This is a genomic window from Thermocrinis sp. (assembly GCF_036781485.1).
GTDB lineage: Bacteria > Aquificota > Aquificia > Aquificales > Aquificaceae > Thermocrinis.
The window spans coordinates 27,271-44,167 of record NZ_DAIQAX010000007.1 but is presented as its reverse complement, the minus strand read 5'-3'; the positions used below and the strand labels follow the sequence as shown (position 1 = coordinate 44,167).

20 protein-coding genes and 1 pseudogene are annotated in these 16,897 nt (G+C 41.6%); 6 read left to right on the top strand and 15 right to left on the bottom strand.

The window, feature by feature from the left end:
* Positions 1–278: pseudogene (locus V7P40_RS05295) on the top strand (MBL fold metallo-hydrolase); the annotation flags it as partial.
* A 9-nt stretch (positions 279–287) separates the two neighbouring features.
* On the opposite strand, the gene ychF reads toward V7P40_RS05295, so the two are convergent.
* From ychF to V7P40_RS05260, 7 genes are read right to left on the bottom strand one after another with little or no spacing between them, the layout of a single operon-like run.
* Positions 288–1,394, bottom strand: a complete 1,107-nt coding sequence (ychF, locus tag V7P40_RS05290; protein ID WP_333784934.1) for a redox-regulated ATPase YchF — start codon at positions 1,392–1,394, stop codon at positions 288–290.
* A gap of 10 nt (positions 1,395–1,404) precedes the next feature.
* Positions 1,405–2,001, bottom strand: coding sequence for a hypothetical protein (locus V7P40_RS05285; protein WP_333784933.1), 597 nt, complete (start codon positions 1,999–2,001; stop codon positions 1,405–1,407).
* The gene (locus V7P40_RS05280) at positions 1,998–3,161 is read right to left on the bottom strand and encodes a hypothetical protein (protein ID WP_333784932.1); all 1,164 of its coding nucleotides are present in this window, start codon (positions 3,159–3,161) and stop codon (positions 1,998–2,000) included. Before V7P40_RS05280 ends, V7P40_RS05285 begins: the two co-directional genes overlap by 4 nt.
* Entirely contained in the window at positions 3,158–3,586 is a 429-nt protein-coding gene (locus tag V7P40_RS05275; protein WP_333784931.1) for a hemerythrin domain-containing protein, read from the bottom strand. The genes V7P40_RS05280 and V7P40_RS05275 overlap by 4 nt, the downstream gene beginning before the upstream one ends.
* Before the next feature lie 29 nt (positions 3,587–3,615).
* On the bottom strand, positions 3,616–4,506 hold the full coding sequence (tilS, locus tag V7P40_RS05270) for a tRNA lysidine(34) synthetase TilS (RefSeq protein ID WP_333784930.1): 891 nt from the start codon (positions 4,504–4,506) through the stop codon (positions 3,616–3,618).
* The gene (gene gcvT / locus V7P40_RS05265; protein ID WP_333784929.1) at positions 4,503–5,522 is read right to left on the bottom strand and encodes a glycine cleavage system aminomethyltransferase GcvT; all 1,020 of its coding nucleotides are present in this window, start codon (positions 5,520–5,522) and stop codon (positions 4,503–4,505) included. Before gcvT ends, tilS begins: the two co-directional genes overlap by 4 nt.
* 51 nt (positions 5,523–5,573) lie before the next feature.
* Complete coding sequence (locus tag V7P40_RS05260) at positions 5,574–5,789, bottom strand: phosphate-starvation-inducible PsiE family protein (protein ID WP_333784928.1); 216 nt, start codon at positions 5,787–5,789, stop codon at positions 5,574–5,576.
* A 211-nt stretch (positions 5,790–6,000) separates the two neighbouring features.
* On the opposite strand from V7P40_RS05260, the gene V7P40_RS05255 reads away from it, so the two are divergent.
* Positions 6,001–6,210 (top strand): hypothetical protein, encoded by a 210-nt coding sequence (locus V7P40_RS05255; RefSeq protein ID WP_333784927.1) that lies wholly within the window; start codon positions 6,001–6,003, stop codon positions 6,208–6,210.
* Between the two features lie 14 nt (positions 6,211–6,224).
* Here V7P40_RS05255 and V7P40_RS05250 read toward each other — a convergent pair whose 3' ends face one another.
* The 7 genes from V7P40_RS05250 to V7P40_RS05220 are packed head-to-tail and all read right to left on the bottom strand — an operon-like array spanning position 6,225 to position 10,089.
* Complete coding sequence (locus V7P40_RS05250) at positions 6,225–6,569, bottom strand: hypothetical protein (RefSeq protein WP_333784926.1); 345 nt, start codon at positions 6,567–6,569, stop codon at positions 6,225–6,227.
* A complete protein-coding gene (locus V7P40_RS05245) occupies positions 6,547–6,807 on the bottom strand; it encodes a hypothetical protein (protein WP_333784925.1) in 261 nt (86 codons plus the stop codon). The genes V7P40_RS05250 and V7P40_RS05245 overlap by 23 nt, the downstream gene beginning before the upstream one ends.
* Positions 6,804–7,088 (bottom strand): hypothetical protein, encoded by a 285-nt coding sequence (locus tag V7P40_RS05240; RefSeq protein ID WP_333784924.1) that lies wholly within the window; start codon positions 7,086–7,088, stop codon positions 6,804–6,806. The genes V7P40_RS05245 and V7P40_RS05240 overlap by 4 nt, the downstream gene beginning before the upstream one ends.
* 16 nt (positions 7,089–7,104) lie before the next feature.
* Positions 7,105–9,177 (bottom strand): heavy metal translocating P-type ATPase, encoded by a 2,073-nt coding sequence (locus V7P40_RS05235; RefSeq protein ID WP_333784923.1) that lies wholly within the window; start codon positions 9,175–9,177, stop codon positions 7,105–7,107.
* A complete protein-coding gene (locus V7P40_RS05230) occupies positions 9,178–9,378 on the bottom strand; it encodes a hypothetical protein (RefSeq protein ID WP_333784922.1) in 201 nt (66 codons plus the stop codon).
* Positions 9,379–9,392: 14 nt separating this feature from the next.
* Positions 9,393–9,707 (bottom strand): hypothetical protein, encoded by a 315-nt coding sequence (locus V7P40_RS05225; RefSeq protein ID WP_333784921.1) that lies wholly within the window; start codon positions 9,705–9,707, stop codon positions 9,393–9,395.
* A 4-nt stretch (positions 9,708–9,711) separates the two neighbouring features.
* Positions 9,712–10,089 (bottom strand): hypothetical protein, encoded by a 378-nt coding sequence (locus V7P40_RS05220; protein ID WP_333784920.1) that lies wholly within the window; start codon positions 10,087–10,089, stop codon positions 9,712–9,714.
* A gap of 200 nt (positions 10,090–10,289) precedes the next feature.
* Here V7P40_RS05220 and V7P40_RS05215 point away from each other — a divergent pair, with 200 nt between their 5' ends.
* The 4 genes from V7P40_RS05215 to nth are packed head-to-tail and all read left to right on the top strand — an operon-like array spanning position 10,290 to position 15,516.
* Positions 10,290–11,159: a F0F1 ATP synthase subunit gamma gene (locus V7P40_RS05215; RefSeq protein ID WP_333784919.1), complete on the top strand. Its 870-nt coding sequence runs from the start codon at positions 10,290–10,292 to the stop codon at positions 11,157–11,159.
* A 1-nt stretch (position 11,160) separates the two neighbouring features.
* Complete coding sequence (gene ftsY / locus V7P40_RS05210) at positions 11,161–12,528, top strand: signal recognition particle-docking protein FtsY (protein ID WP_333784918.1); 1,368 nt, start codon at positions 11,161–11,163, stop codon at positions 12,526–12,528.
* A gap of 2 nt (positions 12,529–12,530) precedes the next feature.
* On the top strand, positions 12,531–14,921 hold the full coding sequence (gene lon / locus V7P40_RS05205) for an endopeptidase La (protein ID WP_333784956.1): 2,391 nt from the start codon (positions 12,531–12,533) through the stop codon (positions 14,919–14,921).
* Positions 14,902–15,516: an endonuclease III gene (nth, locus tag V7P40_RS05200; protein ID WP_333784917.1), complete on the top strand. Its 615-nt coding sequence runs from the start codon at positions 14,902–14,904 to the stop codon at positions 15,514–15,516. The genes lon and nth overlap by 20 nt, the downstream gene beginning before the upstream one ends.
* Here nth and V7P40_RS05195 read toward each other — a convergent pair.
* The coding region (locus tag V7P40_RS05195) for an FAD-linked oxidase C-terminal domain-containing protein (protein WP_333784916.1) at positions 15,503–16,897 on the bottom strand (1,395 nt) is incomplete at its 5' end. The genes nth and V7P40_RS05195 overlap by 14 nt on opposite strands.

Here is a 16,897-nt window from a genome sequence, read left to right as displayed (position 1 = left end):
GCGGTTGGCTCAGAGCTTTGGAGGTAATAAAGGGCTTTGATGCGGAGGTCCTACTGGCAGGTCACAATGAGCCACTTAAGAAGGATAGTGTGGAGGATACTTGCAGGTATCTAAGCTACTTAAGGGAAAACATAAAGAAGATGAAAGAAGAAGGAAAGTCTTTGGATGATATAAAGCAAGCTCTTCAGAACAATCCTTTTTCTAACTACGTCATGTACAGAGAGTTTCACAACGCTAACATTTTTGCAGTTTACAACCAGCTGGATTTAGAGGAATAAAATTAGTTTTCACACGTTAAACCTAAAGTAGATTATGTCTCCGTCTTGGACTACATAGTCTTTGCCCTCCAGCCTCACCAAGCCCAGCTCCTTGGCCTTTGCCAAAGAGGGAACTTTTTTATACTCTTCGTAGTTTATGACCTCCGCCGCTATAAAACCCCTTTCTATGTCCGAGTGGATCTTTCCAGCTGCTTGAGGTGCCTTTGTGCCTTTTTTTATTGTCCAAGCCCTTGTTTCCTTTTCCCCAGCTGTAAAGAACGTTATCAAACCAAGCAGTTTGTATCCTTCTCTTATAAGCTTGTTTAGCCCCGGCTCTTCAAGGCCGTAAGCCTTTAAAAGCTCAAGCTTTTCTTCCCTCTCTAACCCAATGAGCTCTGCCTCTATCTTAGCGCACATAACCACCACAGGGGCAGACTCTTTTTGGGCGTAAGCCTTCACTTGTTCAGACCAGCTGTTTCCTTCCGGAAGGTCCTTTTCCCCTACATTTGCAACATACATAGTGGGTTTTAAAGAAAGCAAAAAGAGTGTCTTTTTTGCGTACTCTACTGTTTCCTCTCCAAGGTCCTTAAGATGTCTTCTTAAAGGTTCCATACTGTCAAGAATAGCTTTAATCTTTTCTAAATGTTCAAGCTCCTCTTTAACGTTCTTGTCTCCAAGCCTTGCCATTTTTTGCACCTTTTCTAACCTTCTTTCTACTACCTCCAAGTCCTTTGCTATGAGCTCCAGGTCTATAATCTGAGCGTCCCTTATGGGATTCACTTCCCCTTCCACATGTACCACCTCTGGATCTTCAAAACATCTTAGAACCTGAACTATGGCGTCCACTTCCCTTATGTGTGATAAAAACTGGTTTCCCAAGCCTTCTCCTTTACTGGCGTTTCTTACCAAACCTGCAATGTCCCAAAATTCTATGAAGGTGGGCGTGATCTTTCTTGACTTTTCTTTCTGAGCTATGTGGTATAGTCTTTCGTCTGGGACTTCCACCACACCCACGTTAGGTTCTATGGTGCAAAAAGGATAGTTGGCAGATTGGGCCTTTGCAGACTGCAAGAGGGCATTAAAGAGCGTTGATTTCCCCACGTTGGGAAGTCCAACTATACCACAGCTAAATCCCATGAGAGTTTATCTATTTTACCAAAAGTCTCTTCAAAACTTCCTCTTCTTGAGGATAAGGAATGCCAAGACTTTTCATCTTCTTTACGCACTCCAAAGCGGATGGAGTATCCCCTTTTCTTTCAAAAAGGTAAACCAAAAGCTCAAAGGAGTATATCTGTGGGATCTGATCGTTGTTTCTCTTTTTCAACTCTTCCACATACTCTGGAAAGAGTTCCACGTCCCTTTTGGCTATTTGCTCCATCTTTTCAAAGTCCTTCCGTTTTTGGTAAAGGAGCAAAAGGTCGTTTAGGATAAGATGTTCTTCGTAAGCGGTGCCTTCTTGATTCAGTGCCTGAAGATATAACCACTCTGCAGTTTCAAAATCCCTCTCTAAAAGCGCAGTTTGAGCTAAGCTACCCAAGAAAGTTCTTTTCGTATAAGCAGTCTGCACCTCTCCACTGTCAAAGTCCCTTGCCCTGTATGGAAAATTTAGACTTTTTATCGTCTTGAGAGAAAAGTAATACTTAACCTTTTTTTGCCACTTTGGTTCCAAAGACTCATACCAATCCCACAGGTTCAAAGCCTTCAAAATTCCACCCCTTTCTCTGAAAAAATGAAAAAACTTCATCTATTCTTAAGATATACCTTTACTCCGCCTATTATGTTAAAAAACAGCACGCTTGCGGTTAAAAAGTGGAAAAAGATGGGAATAAACAAAAGGTCCTTTGAAAGAAAGCCTAAGGGAAGGGAAAGGCATAGAGCTAAAAAGCTGTAAAAGGTTATCCCTTGCCTAAGGGGTGGAAGTATTTCAAACATCAAAGGCGCACTCTTTATACCAAAACCGCTCAGATGAAACCACACCAAGAAAGGAATGATCCTTTGCATCATACCAACTATTATTGCACTAAAGAACAAGCCAAAGGCAAGTAAAAAGGGGATGAACTTGCCTATCAGAAAAAGATAGCACGCCGACAACAAAAGGATCATACCCAAGAGCCAGAATTTTGGCGTATATTCCAAAACTTTTCTCTTGCTCTTTAGAAGTAAATAGATGGTCGTAAAAGCATAGGCTGTATAAAGAATACAGATAGGTAGCTTATACACACTCTCCTCCCCAAGCTGGAACACGAGTAAGGATAAGAGCAAAAGGAGATGAAAATACCAAGCTAAGTATTTTGGATAGGGCGGAGTTGTGTAGAAAGTCTCTATTACCTGAAAGGAAACACTGACTATCAAACCACCTACCCAGCCCCAAAGCACAAAGGAGTAGTGAAATTTAAAAAAGGCAGGTTCTCCAAAAAGGAGAAATAAGTATCCAAAAAGAGTGCCTGCAAGAAGAAAACTCAGGCTGAACTTAAAACCTCTAACCGCTGGTAGAAAGCTTTTCTTTGGTAAAAGATGATACATCATTAGGGAAGAGGTCAATAGAATACTTATAAGCAGTGCTGTAGCTCCGAAGTGTAAGATGCTTCTGTCTTTTTTTAAAAAACCAACTAAGAACAGAAGAACAGAAGGAAGTAAAAGCAAGTAGGAAAGCAGGGCTTTTTTTAACGGATCCTTTATAACCGCTCCAGCAACCACAGGGAGCATTTGAAATAGTGCGCCGAACATCGTAATCAGAGCAAAGCCAAGAAGGTAAGTATGGACCAAAAGAGGGAGGTTAAGCTCCTTTCTGAAAAGGAGGTAAAGCTCAAGGAAGGATGAGATTAGCCAGAAGATACAAGCAGTTAAGAAATGAAGGGCAACGATTAAAAAAGGTGGTGCCTGATGGACGGACAAACCTCTCATACGCTTTCCATCTTCTGGATCATCTCTGAGACATCCAGATGCTGATCACACATAGGATAGAGTATTTGCTCTTCCTTTAGATTGTGCTGTTGGATCAGGATCATAAAAGTGTCTCCTATGGATAGAAACTCCTCTCTATTTCTGTTTTTTAAAGCTCTTTCCATCCTTTCAATAAGCTCCCTTGCCTGGGCGTGTTCCATGCGCATCACCTGTGTTGGACCCATCACTATGCCCGTTCTACCCTCAAACTCTGGAAAGAGCACCGCCTCTTCCCTCTCAAAGTGCTTTAGTGTTTCATTTTTGAACTCCTCAAAGGCTCTCTCCCCTTCTTCCCACTTTCCTTCCCTTATTAGCTTTTCTACTTCTGCATAAAGGCCATCACACTCCCTATGCTCTTCCGTTAGGTATTCGGTTATGCTCAACATAGCAAACCTCCTAAAAAGTGATTACTTACTTATAATTTATCACCTTTTTTTATCCTGTTTATGATTTTGCTTACCTCTTTGAAGTTTTTAATGCCATAAAGCTGGACCACTACACGCCTTTGAATAGCTGGATCAAGCTCCAAAAAAGCCTTTCTTCCTTCCTTTCTCACTTTTTCAATAGCCCCAGCGGTTAGCTCGTTTAAAAGCCTATTTTCTTCCTTTAGAACTTCTCTCATCCTAAGTAGTGTTTCTTCTAAGTTTTTGTTTATCTTTTTAAGCTCCGGTATAACTCTGTGTCTTATGAGATTTCTCGTATAAGATAGGTCGTAGTTTGTGCTGTCTTCAACCCATTGAATGCCTTCCTTTTTTGCAAAATCCTTTATATCTTCTCTTGTAGCAAGGTAGAGCGGTCTTACTATGTAGCCTTCCTTTGGTTCAAAGCCCAAGAGACCCTCAAGTCCCGTGCCCCTTGTTAGCCAGAGAAGTATAGTTTCTACCAGATCCCCCAGATGGTGAGCGGTAGCTACAAAATCAAAGTTTTCTTCTCTTCTGACCTCTTCAAACACTCTATATCTTTCTTCTCTTGCGCAAGCTTCAATGTTTTCTCCTTTTTCCTTAGCTATCTTTGGAACATCCACTCGTTTTATAAAAATCTCAAGGGAGAGCTTTTGAGCAAAGCTTTTAGCAAACTCTTCATCCCTGTATGATTCTTCCCCTCTTATCATATGATTTACGTGCAAAAGAGCTATTTTTTTGAGTTTAAAAAATTCTCTTAGCTTGAGCATAGCCACAGCCAAGCAGGAAGAGTCTATACCTCCAGAAAAACCTATAAGGATTGAGCTCTCTGGCGGGATAAGATTTTCTCTCCTTTGGAGTGTGATTACCTTTCTCAGGAGTTTAGAATAGCTGGTATTCATCATACAAAAGGATAACTCCTCAGTCTCGCTCTATGGAATTTCCCTCTGATTGAGATATATACTTCCTTTCCCTCCAACCTGTGCTCTATATCCACAAAGCACAGAGCTATTCCTTTTTTGCTTGTGGGAGAAAAGGTTCCACTGGAGACCACCCCTATAGCCTTGCCATTGTAGTATATTTCATACCCCTCCCTTGGCACTCCTTTTTCCAACATTTCCAAACCAAAGAGCTTTCTTTTTACTTCTTTTTCAAACATAGCCTTCTTTCCTATAAATTCTTTATCTTTACTTACAAACCGGTCTAAGTTTGCAGAAAGTGGAGATATATCCTCGGATATTTCATGTCCGTAGAGGGGAAAGCCCGCTTCTATTCTTAGCACATCTCTTGCACCAAGACCACAAGGCATTACATCTTTGATAAGCTCTAAAAATATCTCTTTGCCAACCTCCGTAGGAGCGTATATCTCAAATCCATCCTCTCCAGTGTATCCTGTGCGAGACACTATTAAATCTTTGTCCCTGAGAAAGTTATATCTTTTCATGTCCTTAACTTCAAAGAACTTGCTTATCTTTGCCTCTGCTTCTTTACCCTGAAGGGCTATTTGAACACTTTGGAAGGTCCAATCTTCCACTGGTATGTCCCAAGACAAAAACCAGTCTATTACCTTTTGCCTGTTGGCAGAATTAACGCACAGAAAGTACTCATCTTCTTCAATCATGTATATAGTTACATCATCTTTTATCCCCCCCTTTTCGTTTGTAAGCAAGTTATACTGAACCTTTCCACTGCGGAGCTTTTCCAAGGAATTTGTTGTCAGAAAATCCAGCTTTTGCTTAACACCTGTGCCCCTAACCCATATTCTTCCCATATGGGAAACGTCAAAAACGCCTACAAAGTTTCTTACCGCTAAGGTTTCTTCAACTATAGAAGAGTAGTATAAGGGCATAGAATAGCTCGCAAACTCCGTAAATTTAGCGTTAATGCTCTTGTGTATGCCATAGAACGGTGTTGTGTGCACTGAGTTATTAATTATAAAACCCTTTCTAAGTTCTTGATTCAACCTTGTATATTAGCCAAAAACTATACCTAAGGATAGGATTACAAAGGATAAATTTATGAGCTCCTGGACTTTTTCTGGGGATAAAGAGGTTACCAGCACCTTTCTTATGACGGCTGCAAGAGCCACTCCTACAAAAACCTTTAAACTGAGAGGTGAACCTTTTATATGTTTAATCTCTTTACTTAAAAGTTCCGATATTGCATAGAGAATTAAGCCAGATCTCATAGATTATCCAAAACTATAAGAAAAATAATTATTCTATTAATTTCTGGCAAGTGCCCCAATTACAAAATTCATTGATGCCTGCACATAGTGTGGGGGAAGCCCTATCTTTACGTGGGTCTCCCCTATCCTGTAAAGCTTCTTAGGCGTAATAGGTATTTCTTAACAATTTCTTAACAACAAATTGTCAAAATATAACCAAATGGTGGAGAAGATGGAAAAAGTTCGCATCGAAAAACTACTAAAAGATATAGAGAGAAATAAGCAGCTCTATGAAAGGACGTTAAGGAAGACCGAGCGTAAGAGAAAAAGGGAGAGAGACACTTTCCTAACAGAAAAAGACAGAACCATACTCATAGAATCCTTTGCTATAGGTGGTATCCTTGAAAATTTAATCATACGTGCTTTAAACAGAATATTTTGAAAAAAAGAAACCTTTTACAGAAAGCTTGAAAGTGTATTTACCACCCTTTTGAAGTCCCCTTCAATCTTAACCCTACCCTTCAAAAGATAGTTAACGATTCTCTGAGGTTTTTCAAGCACGTGGAAAAAGTCCCTGTAGTTGATGAATATTTTATCTTTCACGTTATCAGTAGGTGAACTCTCTTTTATGCTCCCTTCTCCCACAATAAAGGACATCTTTTCCCCTGTTTCTGGAATGTGGATAACAACCAGAACTGCGGGTACTATGTTATTTAACACATCTTTATGAACCTCCTCTAAGTCGTGAGCTAACTTTCTAAGCCTTATCTTTATTTCCTCAGAATTGGCTCTCAACTTCAATTATACTCTCTCCCTTTGATAGATCCTGAACTAACTTTCTGAGTGCCTCCTGAGCAAGCTCCTCTGAAGCGTATATACCAAGCACAGCAGGCAGTAAGGGTTGGGAGAGGTGAGCTACAAGGTTGTATACCCTCTCCCTTTTACCCTCAATCTCTATTCTAGATTCTTCTATGGACAAAGCTATGGTGTGATAAGCGTTGATGTATCTGCCACTTCTGGTTCTTATAAGAATTATCATTCCTTACTCTGTTCCTTCTCTTCTTCTTTTTTCTCTTCCTTTAGCGCACTTTTTGCACCTTCTACAGCACCTATTGCAGCACCTTTAACCACAGCAAAGGCTTTTTCCGCTATTTCCATAGCCACTTTGCCCACTTCAGAGGCCGTTTCTACTATCTTCTTTGCCACTTCCTGCGGAAGCTCAGTGATGGACTTTTCTGCTTGAGGAGAAAGCTTTTTCTTGAGCTCCTCCAGCTCTTGCTTAATTCTCTCCAATTCCTGGCGCAGGTCCTTTTCTTCCATGGCTTGTACCTCCTTTTTAAGGTTTTTTTAGCGCATACATGCCTAAAACCACGGTGGAGCCGTTGTTTATAAGAGTAGAAATACTTGGACCAAAAAGACCCGCAACAGAACCAACCAGCCCCACCGTATTTAAAGCAGAGTTTATAGTGTATATCTTTGAAAGTTTTCTGATGGTCTTTTGGGACACTTCCACCGCATCCAGCAGGTGCCAAAGACTGTCTCCTATAACTATATCCGCAAGCTCTATGGCTATGTCTGTCCCACTTCTCAAAGATATGCCCACGTGTGCTGCGGTTATAGCTGGAGAATCGTTGACTCCATCCCCCACAAAGGCCACAGTTCTTCCCTCCTTTTTCAGACTTTCTACTATTTTTGCCTTTTCCTCTGGAAATGCTCTTCCGTAATACTCGCCGATGTTCAACCTTTTGGCTATGTAGCTTGCCACTCCCTCGTTGTCTCCAGTGCAGAGTATAACCTTTTTACCCATCTCCGTGAGAGCGCTTATTACATCCTTAGCCTCTTCTCTGAGTGGGTCTGCAAAGGTAATTAGCCCTATTATCCTTTTGTTTCTAACCAGATAAAGCACGCTCTTTCCTTCCGAATGGAATTTATCTACCATATGTTTTACTTCTTCACCTATTTTTATTTTCTTTTTTTGCATAAACTTTGTGCTTCCGAGAAGGAACTTATCACCGTTAAGATAACCTTCAATCCCCAATCCTATGTGATAGGATGAATCTCTTCTTGGCAGAGGCTCAATATTTCTGTCTTTTGCCAACTTTACTATAGCCCTCGCTACAGGGTGCGTAATCCTCTGCTCCAAAGAAGCGGCATAAAGAAGAACTTCTTCTTCCGGCACGTCAAAGCCCAAAATGTCTATTATTTCAGGATGCCCCACCGTTAGCGTGCCTGTTTTATCCATCACAAAGGTGTCCGCCTTTGCCAAAAGCTCCAACTTACTTCCACTTTTTACGATTATACCCTTACTGGCTAAGTAGGAAATACTGCTCAAAACTGCTACCGGAGTGGCTAAATGAATACCTGTATGGTAGTCTATTATCAGCGTGGATGCGATCCTGTTTAGGTCTTGAGTAAGGGCGTAAGAACCCACCCCTAAACCCACCGTTGGAAGAACAAACCTGTTGGCCGCAACTTCAGCCTTTTTCTGTAAGCTAAGGGGCTCTTTTATGTTCTTCTCTATAAGTTTCACGATACTAGCGATTACGGTCTCTTCTCCCACTGCAGAGACCTGTATGTATAGCTTGCCCTCTTCCACAAAGGTGCCTGCATAAACCTTATCCTTAGAGCTCTTTAGCACAGGGTTAGATTCACCCGTCAAAGATGCCTGATTTACCAAAGCCTCTCCCTCAAGGACAACTCCATCCGCCGTTATTTTCTCTCCCGCATAGACAACTATAACGTCTCCCACCTTCAGTTCTTTTGCATCAACCTTTTTTATCTTTTCACCTTCAACCAACCAAGCTTTGTCTTTTTTGTAGCTAACTAAGGATTCTATACTTTCGTAAGCCTTTTTTTCTATCTTTTCTTCTATATAGTCCCCCAGGGAGAGTAGCCATGACATAAGATGTGCTGAAAAGGGGTTGCCAGAAAGAGTGGTTAAAACTATGGCGGAGGAATCAAGCACATGGACGTCTAATCTCTTTTCAAACAGAGACCTTAGCCCTTTTTTAAAAACTGGCAAAGAACACATCAACGTAATCGCGCTTAGCAAAGCTCTCGGTAGTGGAGTTAAATACAAAAGCATAGCAAGGGAGTTGACCTTAAACCAACTGGCGGTGCTCTTTCTTGTAGGTTGCACTAATTTCTTTTCTCTCTCTAAATCTTCTAAAAAAATTTCGGGGGTAGAAGTATGTAAGTAGCTTAAAAAGCCTATGAGGTCAAACTGGTCAGGGTCATAATCTATTACCAGATTACCAGATTCTTTGACGTATTTTGCATACCTCACTCCGCCGAACCTTCCAAAGAAAGCCTGCAGGCTTTCCTGGGGGTGATGAAGCAGTCTAAAAAGGTCAGAGTTTATCTTTAGCCTTCCTGGTCTTAGTCTCTTTATTTTGTATGGTATGGGCATTTATCCTACTTCCTTTTTCTCTTGCAACTTATTTTCCAAGGACTTTATTAAAGCCTCAAGCTCTCTTTGGGTTTCTTGCATTCTCCTGCTTTCCTGCGTTCTGTGCAGAAGATAGGCACCCAAAAGGCCAATCCCAAAGCCAAGGGCAAAACTGAATGGTCCTGAACACACAACCCTGCTTAAAAGACTTCCTACGTTCATATCACTTCCTCCTGTTAAAGGTTTTCTTTTATACGCTGGAGTATTTCTTGCTGCTTTTGTAATATCTCTAACTTTTTCTCTATCTCTAACTTATATTTATGTTTAGCTTCTGCCACCACGTCTTCCCAAAACTCTTTACCCTCCTCAATGTTTCCAGATAGCCATTCTTGAAAAGCTATTACTTCCTTAGTGGCAGAGACTAAGAGAGGTCTGGAATCCCTAAGGAGCTTACCCAAGACCACAATACCCGCCAAAGCACCCACACCATACAAAAGCATGTTGGTTGATAGACATCCTCCAATGGTGGAAGGAAGATTAAAGTTTAGCATCCTGTTACCTCCAAAAGGTAGTTTTTAGAGTAGGTATTATAAACATACTACACAAAGCAAAACTTAGCAAACCCACGCTGAATCCAAAGGTAAAAACAGAAAAGGCTAACTTGGTGGCTGGATGTTTTAGGAAAGGATTTATGTAAAAAAACAGGTCCTCCTTGGTTAAAGAACTTTCCCTTTTTGGGGAGAGATGGCTAAGCAAGTAGTCTGCGGGTGAGCCTTTCCTGAATACCACTCTCAAGGTCTTAGTGCGTTCCTTTTCCTCCACAGCCTCCACGCCCTCCAGTCCTTTTAAGATCTTAGAAAAAAGAATTTTTTCCTCTAAACTATCAAAGTATAGACTTACCTTATTTTGGTAGCGCACCACATCCTTTATCATGTTCCCAAGAGCATAAATAATTTATTTTAAGAAATTGTTAAGAAAGAGGTGGCCCTGCTCTAGAAATACCAAGCTCTCCAACTTAGCTTAAGATCCAGTTAAAGCGCCTTGCGGGTAAGTTAGTTCCTTTAGATGCTGGGGGACGAGTTAGAGCTTTTGGAAAAGCCTTAGAGAAAAGTTTATGCTATAATTTAATTATTATGCCCAAACTGTCTCCAAGAGATATAAAGAGGAAGATCCAAGGTATTAAGAACACCAGAAGAATAACCAACGCTATGAAGGTTGTCTCCGCCGCCAAGCTTAGAAAAGCTCAAGAGGCTATCTACGCCTCAAGGCCATACTCTGAGAGGTTGTATGAAGTGCTTTCTAACCTTGCGTCCCGTGTAGATATGAATACTCATCCTCTCTTGGAGGTTAGAGAGGAGCAAAGGGTGGATATAATACTCGTTACTGCAGATAGAGGATTGGCAGGTGCTTTTAATTCCAACGCTATAAAAAAGGCGGAGGAGCTCATTCAAGAAAAAATCAGCAAAAACATAGATGTTAGCTTAATACTGGTAGGTCGTAAAGGCGCTCAATATTTCTCAAAAAGAAACTACAAAGTGTTAAAGGCTTACGAGGAGGTGTTCAGAAAGGAAATAAACTTTGAAGTGGTAAAAGAGGTTGGAGCACTCGTAAGAGATAGATATCAACGTAAAGAGACGGATAGAATCTATTTAATAAACAATGAAATGCTTACCAGAGTTAATTATAAACCAATTGTTAGGCAGTTTTTACCTTTTGAAAGGCCTGAGCAAAAAGATCAAAACTATAGTATTTACGAGTTTGAGGTAGAAGCAGAAACGTTCATAAACAGACTTATTGATCTGTATTTGAATTACCAACTTTACAGGGCAATGCTTGAATCTAATGCTGCAGAACACTTTGCCCGTATGGTTGCTATGGACAATGCTACACGCAACGCAGATGATCTTGTAAAAACTTGGACGCTTATATTCAACAAGGCAAGGCAGGAATCCATCACTTATGAGCTTGTGGATATAGTAAACGCTGTGGAAGCTATGAAGTGAAATGTTTGGTTTTTTGAAAAAATCAGAGGAAGAGAAGTTAGCAGAAAAGGGAGACAAGTCTGCTATTCTAAAGCTGATAGAGAAAGGTAAAAAAGATAAAGCAATAAACATACTTGAAAACTTTAAAGAAGATCCAGAACTAAGGCCTATCCTCTTCAAACTATACATGGAGGAAGGTAAGTATTACTATGCCTACCAGTTGGTGGAGTATTACGATAAAAACTTGGCAACCGCCAAAGAAAGGGCACTTTTGTATGAAAAGGTTGGGGAAAAACAAAAGGCTGTTGAAGAGTATCTAAAAGTCGGAGACTTTGAAAGTCTTTATAGGGCAGGGATTTTAATAAAGGAAGGCAAACCAGAGGAGAGCCTCAAGATCTTGGAAAGAGCATTAGCCTTAGCCAATCCGATAGAGAGAGAACAGTTGGAAAATCATATACTAGAACTCAAAGAAAAGCTTGGGTTGGTAGAAGTAAAGAAAGAAAGCCTTCTTGAGAAGTTAAAAAAGAGTCTGAAGAAAACAAGGGAAGTTTTGGAATTTGGAATCCTGTTTGCAGGTAGAAAGGTAGATGAAGAACTTTTAGAGGAGCTAGAAGAGAAGCTCATAAGGGCTGACTTGGGAGTAAAAAAGGCTACAGAACTGATGGAAGAGCTAAGAAAGGAGTCCATCAGAAGAAACATAAAAACGTGGGAGGAGCTTTTACCTGTTCTGAGAGAAAAGCTTTTGGCATACTTAGCAAATTGTAAAGGAGAGCTAAAGGAGGGCAAAGTCTATCTTTTCTTAGGCGTAAATGGCTCTGGAAAGACCACAACCATAGGTAAGTTGGCTTATAGGTTCAAAAAACAGGGTAAGAAGGTTTTACTCTGCGCTGGAGATACCTTTAGGTCCGCTGCCATAGAGCAGTTGCAAGTTTGGGCCCAAAGAAGCGGGGCAGATATAGTTTATAAAGAGGAAGGGGCAGACCCAGCATCGGTGGTGTATCAGGCTTTAGAAAAAGCCAGTAAGGATGCATATGATGTGGTGCTGATAGACACTGCGGGAAGGCTTCATACAAAGGAACCCTTAATAAGAGAGCTCAGAAAAATAAAGCAGGTAATTCAAAAGTTCTATCCAGAAGAGCCTACGGAAACGCTTTTGGTTTTGGATGCAACCATAGGGCAAAACTCCATATTTCAAGCCAAGGTCTTTAAGGAAGCGGTAGAAGTAAGCGGTATCGTTTTAACAAAATTAGATGGCTCTGCCAAAGGTGGTGCTTTAGTGCCCATATGTGCAGAGCTAAAGATCCCGGTCAAACTCTTGGGGGTGGGAGAAGCCTTAGATGATTTGCAAGACTTTGATCCAAAAACCTTTGTGGAGGAGTTAACCTCTTGATGATGGAAGAGCTTTTCAAGGTGCCAGAAGTTCCCTCTGTGGAATTTGAAGTCCCGGCTATGCCCCTCAGGGACCTGGTAATATTCCCTACCATGGTAGTTCCTCTCTTTGTGGGTAGGGACTTTTCCATAAAGTCTGTGGAAAGCGCACTGAAGAGGGATAGGCTGCTATTTCTGGTCTTGCAAAAGAATAAAGACGTTGAGGAACCAGATAAGGATGGGATTTATGAGTTTGGAGTTATAGCACACGTAATAAGAGCCACGCCTTTGGATGAGGGAAAGTTAAAGATCTTAGTCCAGGGTATAAAGAGGGCAAGGCTTAAAGATTACTACAAAAAAGAAGATCACTATTGGGCTTTGGTGGAACCTATAGAGGAAAAGGAGATAAACCTGTCTGAGCTGGGCAAAGAGGACAGAGCTTATGTGTCCTCTGTGAAAGAACTTTTGGACAAAGCAGTTTCTTTGGGAAAGCAGATAATCCCAGATTTGCTGTATGTAATCAGAGAGCTTGAAGATCCGGGCAAGCTGGCAGACTTAGTGGCTTCTATCTCAGATATCAAATCCCAAGATGCTCAAAAGATCTTGGAAACCTTAGACCCAATAGAGAGACTAAAGTTGGTGTATATGCACCTTTCCAACGAGGTAGGCATTTTGGAAGTACAGACTAAGATAAGAAACGTAGCACGAGAAAGGATAGAAAAAGAGCAGAGGGAATACTTTTTAAGACAACAGCTGAAGGCTATTCAGGAAGAGCTTGGCGAATCAGATGAGAAGAAGGAGGAAATAGAAAATTACAGAAAGAAGTTGGCAAGCCTCAAGCTATCTAAGGAAGCCCAAGAGGAAATCCAAAAACAGATAAACAGGCTGGAGAAGCTCCATCCCGAATCTGCGGAAGCTGGAGTTATAAGAACTTGGCTTGACTGGGTTTTGGAGCTCCCTTGGAACAAAAGAACCAAAGACAGGTATAATCTGGACCGGGTAAAAAATATCCTTGATAGAGACCACTACAACTTAGAAAAGGTAAAGGAGAGGATTTTAGAATACTTAGCGGTTAAAAAACTTACAAAGGGTAAAAGCTCTGCGGTGCAGATCCTATGCTTTGTAGGGCCTCCGGGAGTAGGTAAAACATCCCTCGGAAAGTCCATAGCAGAAGCCATAGGTAAAAATTTTGTAAGAATATCCTTGGGTGGCATAAGGGACGAGGCAGAAATAAGAGGACACAGAAGAACTTACGTTGGTGCTATGCCTGGTAGAATCATACAGGCTATAAAGCAGGCTGGAACAAAGAACCCTCTGATCATATTGGATGAGGTGGATAAAATATCCATCTCTTTCCAAGGAGACCCCGCAGCAGCCCTTTTGGAAGTTTTGGATCCAGAACAGAACAAAAACTTTGTGGATCTTTACATAAGCCTTCCCTTTGACCTATCGGAGGTTTTCTTTATTTGCACTGCCAACAGGATAGATACGATCCCAAGACCACTGCTGGACAGGATGGAAGTAATCCAGCTCTCTGGATACTCAGAAGAGGAAAAAGTCTTCATCGCAAAAAATCACCTTCTTCCTAAGCTTCTCCCTATGCATGGATTTAAAAAGGATGAAGTTATATTTAGAGACGATGCTATACTGGAAGTCATAAGAGGATACACCAGGGAGTCGGGTGTTAGAAATCTACAAAGACAAATCGGAGCAATTTTGAGAAAGCTCGCACTAAAAAAACTGAGGGGAGAAAAGCCACCTTTTGAGGTAAAACCGCAGGATGTAAAGGGTTTCCTTGGGGTGGCCAGAAGATTTACTGATAGAGAACAAACACCTATGGTTGGATTGGCTATAGGTTTAGCTTGGACGGAGGTGGGCGGGGAGATCATGCTCATAGAAGCCACAAAGTTTAAGGGAAAGGGCCAGCTGATACTTACCGGCTCTTTGGGAGAGGTCATGAAAGAATCCGCACAGGCTGCCCTATCTTACATAAAGTCAAAGGCAGAGGATTACGGCATAAACCCAGAGGACTTTTCAAACTGGGACATACACATACACGTGCCGGAAGGGGCAGTTCCAAAGGATGGTCCTTCCGCTGGTATAACTATAGCTACTGCCATTCTCTCTCTACTAACCAATACACCGGTAAGATCTGATGTGGCAATGACTGGAGAAATTACCCTGAGGGGAAGAGTTTTACCCGTTGGGGGACTAAAAGAAAAAATACTCGCAGCCAAAAGGGCGGGTATATACGAGGTCATTTTACCTGAGAAAAACAAAGAAGAAGTCCTTGAGGACCTACCTGCCTACGTGCGGGAGAAGATGACCTTTCACTTTGTAAGGGACTTAGACCAGGTATTTGAGTTAGCCCTATCCAAGCAGGAGGTTAAAGACTATGGTCAAGGAAATCATTGAGAGGCTTGAAAGGGTATTTCCAAACAAACTGGAGCTAAACTTCAGCACACCCTTTGAGCTGGTGGTGGCTGTTGTCCTGTCTGCCCAAGAAAGGGACGCAAAGGTCAATGAGGTGACGCAAGAGCTTTTTAAAAGGTTTAAAACTCCCCAAGACTTTGCACAGGCAGATTTAGAAGAGATAGAAAAATACATTAGCAAGGTGTCCTTTTACGGCAACAAGGCAAAGTACATAAAGCAAATAAGCACGATCCTAGTTGAGAAGTATAAAGGAGAGGTTCCAAAAAGCTTAAAGGAACTCTCTGAACTACCAGGTATAGGAAGAAAGTCCGCTAACATGATTTTGTATAACGCCTTTGGCATAAACGAGGGTATAGCAGTTGATAGGCACGTTCTGAGAGTTAGTCAAAGGTTGGGGCTTACCAAACAACAAAAGCCCGAAAAGGCAGAGCAGGAGCTTATGGGCATAGTTCCAAAAGAAGACTGGGGTAAGTTTTCAAACCTTTTAATACTTCTTGGAAGGTATATCTGCACTGCTCAGAAGCCTAAACACTCAGAGTGCCCGCTTTATGACCTTTGTCCCTCTAAAGAGCTATAACCTTTCCTGGATTGAAAAGGTTCTTTGGATCAAAAGTCCTTTTAATTTCCCTGAGTATTTCCATTCCCACAGGCCCAAACTGATTCTCAAGAAACTTGCGCTTTGTTAATCCTACTCCGTGCTCTCCGGTAATGGAGCCGTTATACCTAAGCGTTATTTCAAACACCTCATCCACAGCCCTTTCTGCCCTTTCTTCTTCTTCCCTGTTTTTCTTATCGTATAGTAAATTTACGTGTAGGTTCCCATCCCCGATGTGCCCAAAGATAACCATCAAAAGCCCGTATTTTTCTGAAACCTTTCGGTAGTCTTTTATGGCTTCCGATAAATATATTCTGGGAACTACCACATCCTCGTTTATTTTTCCAGTTTTTAGATTTCCCAAAGCTGGTCCTAAGCTTTTCCTTGCGGTCCAGAGCTTTTCAGCTTTTTCTTCCTCTTCTGCCACTTGAACCTCCAGCCCCATAGATCTGGCAAGTTCTTTCACTTGGTTTATGTCCTCCTTCACACTTTGGGGCGAGCCATCCACTTCTATAAGCAGCAGTGCCTCCGCATCCTTCGGAAGACCAACCGGTTTGAATTCTTCCACGGCCTTTATAGCATAACTGTCCATAAACTCCAAAGCGGATGGAAATATACCAGAAGTCATGATCTTTGTTACCACTTTGCCCACACTTTCAAGCTCTTTAAAGGTTATCAAAGCAGTAGCCCTTGCCTTTGGCTTGGGTATGAGTTTAAGAACTGCAGATGTTATGAGTCCTAAGGTGCCTTCAGAGCCAACCAACAGCTTGGTTAGATCGTATCCCGCCACATCCTTTATAACAGGATTTCCTGTTTTTAAAACGTGCCCCTCTTTTATGACGGTGGTAAGTCCCAAAACGTATTCCCTTGTAACTCCATACTTCAAACACCTTGGGCCACCCGCATTTTCTGCAATGTTTCCGCCTATGGTGGAGTATTTAAAGGAAGAGGGGTCTGGTGGATAAAAGAGCCCAAGTTTTTCTACCTCTTGTTGAAAATCGTAGGTTATAACTCCTGGCTCAACCACTGCGGTTGCATTATCCAAATCTACGTAAAAACGGTTCATCCTCTCAAAGGAGACCACCACACCCTTTTCCAAAGTAGGCACCGCACCGCCAGTTAAACCTGACCCTGCACCTCTTGGAAAGATGGGAATATCCTCCTCATAACAAACCTTTACGAGTTTTTGCACGTCCTCTTGGCATGTGGGAAAAACTACGGCAGAAGGCACAGTCCTCTCCACTGGGATTGGAGTAGCATCGTAGGAGTAAAGCTTTCTCTCTACCAAAGATAAAGAAACTTTTTCCCTTCCAAGGACCTCTACAAGTTTATCAACTGGTTTTTTTCTCAACAGACCAAACAT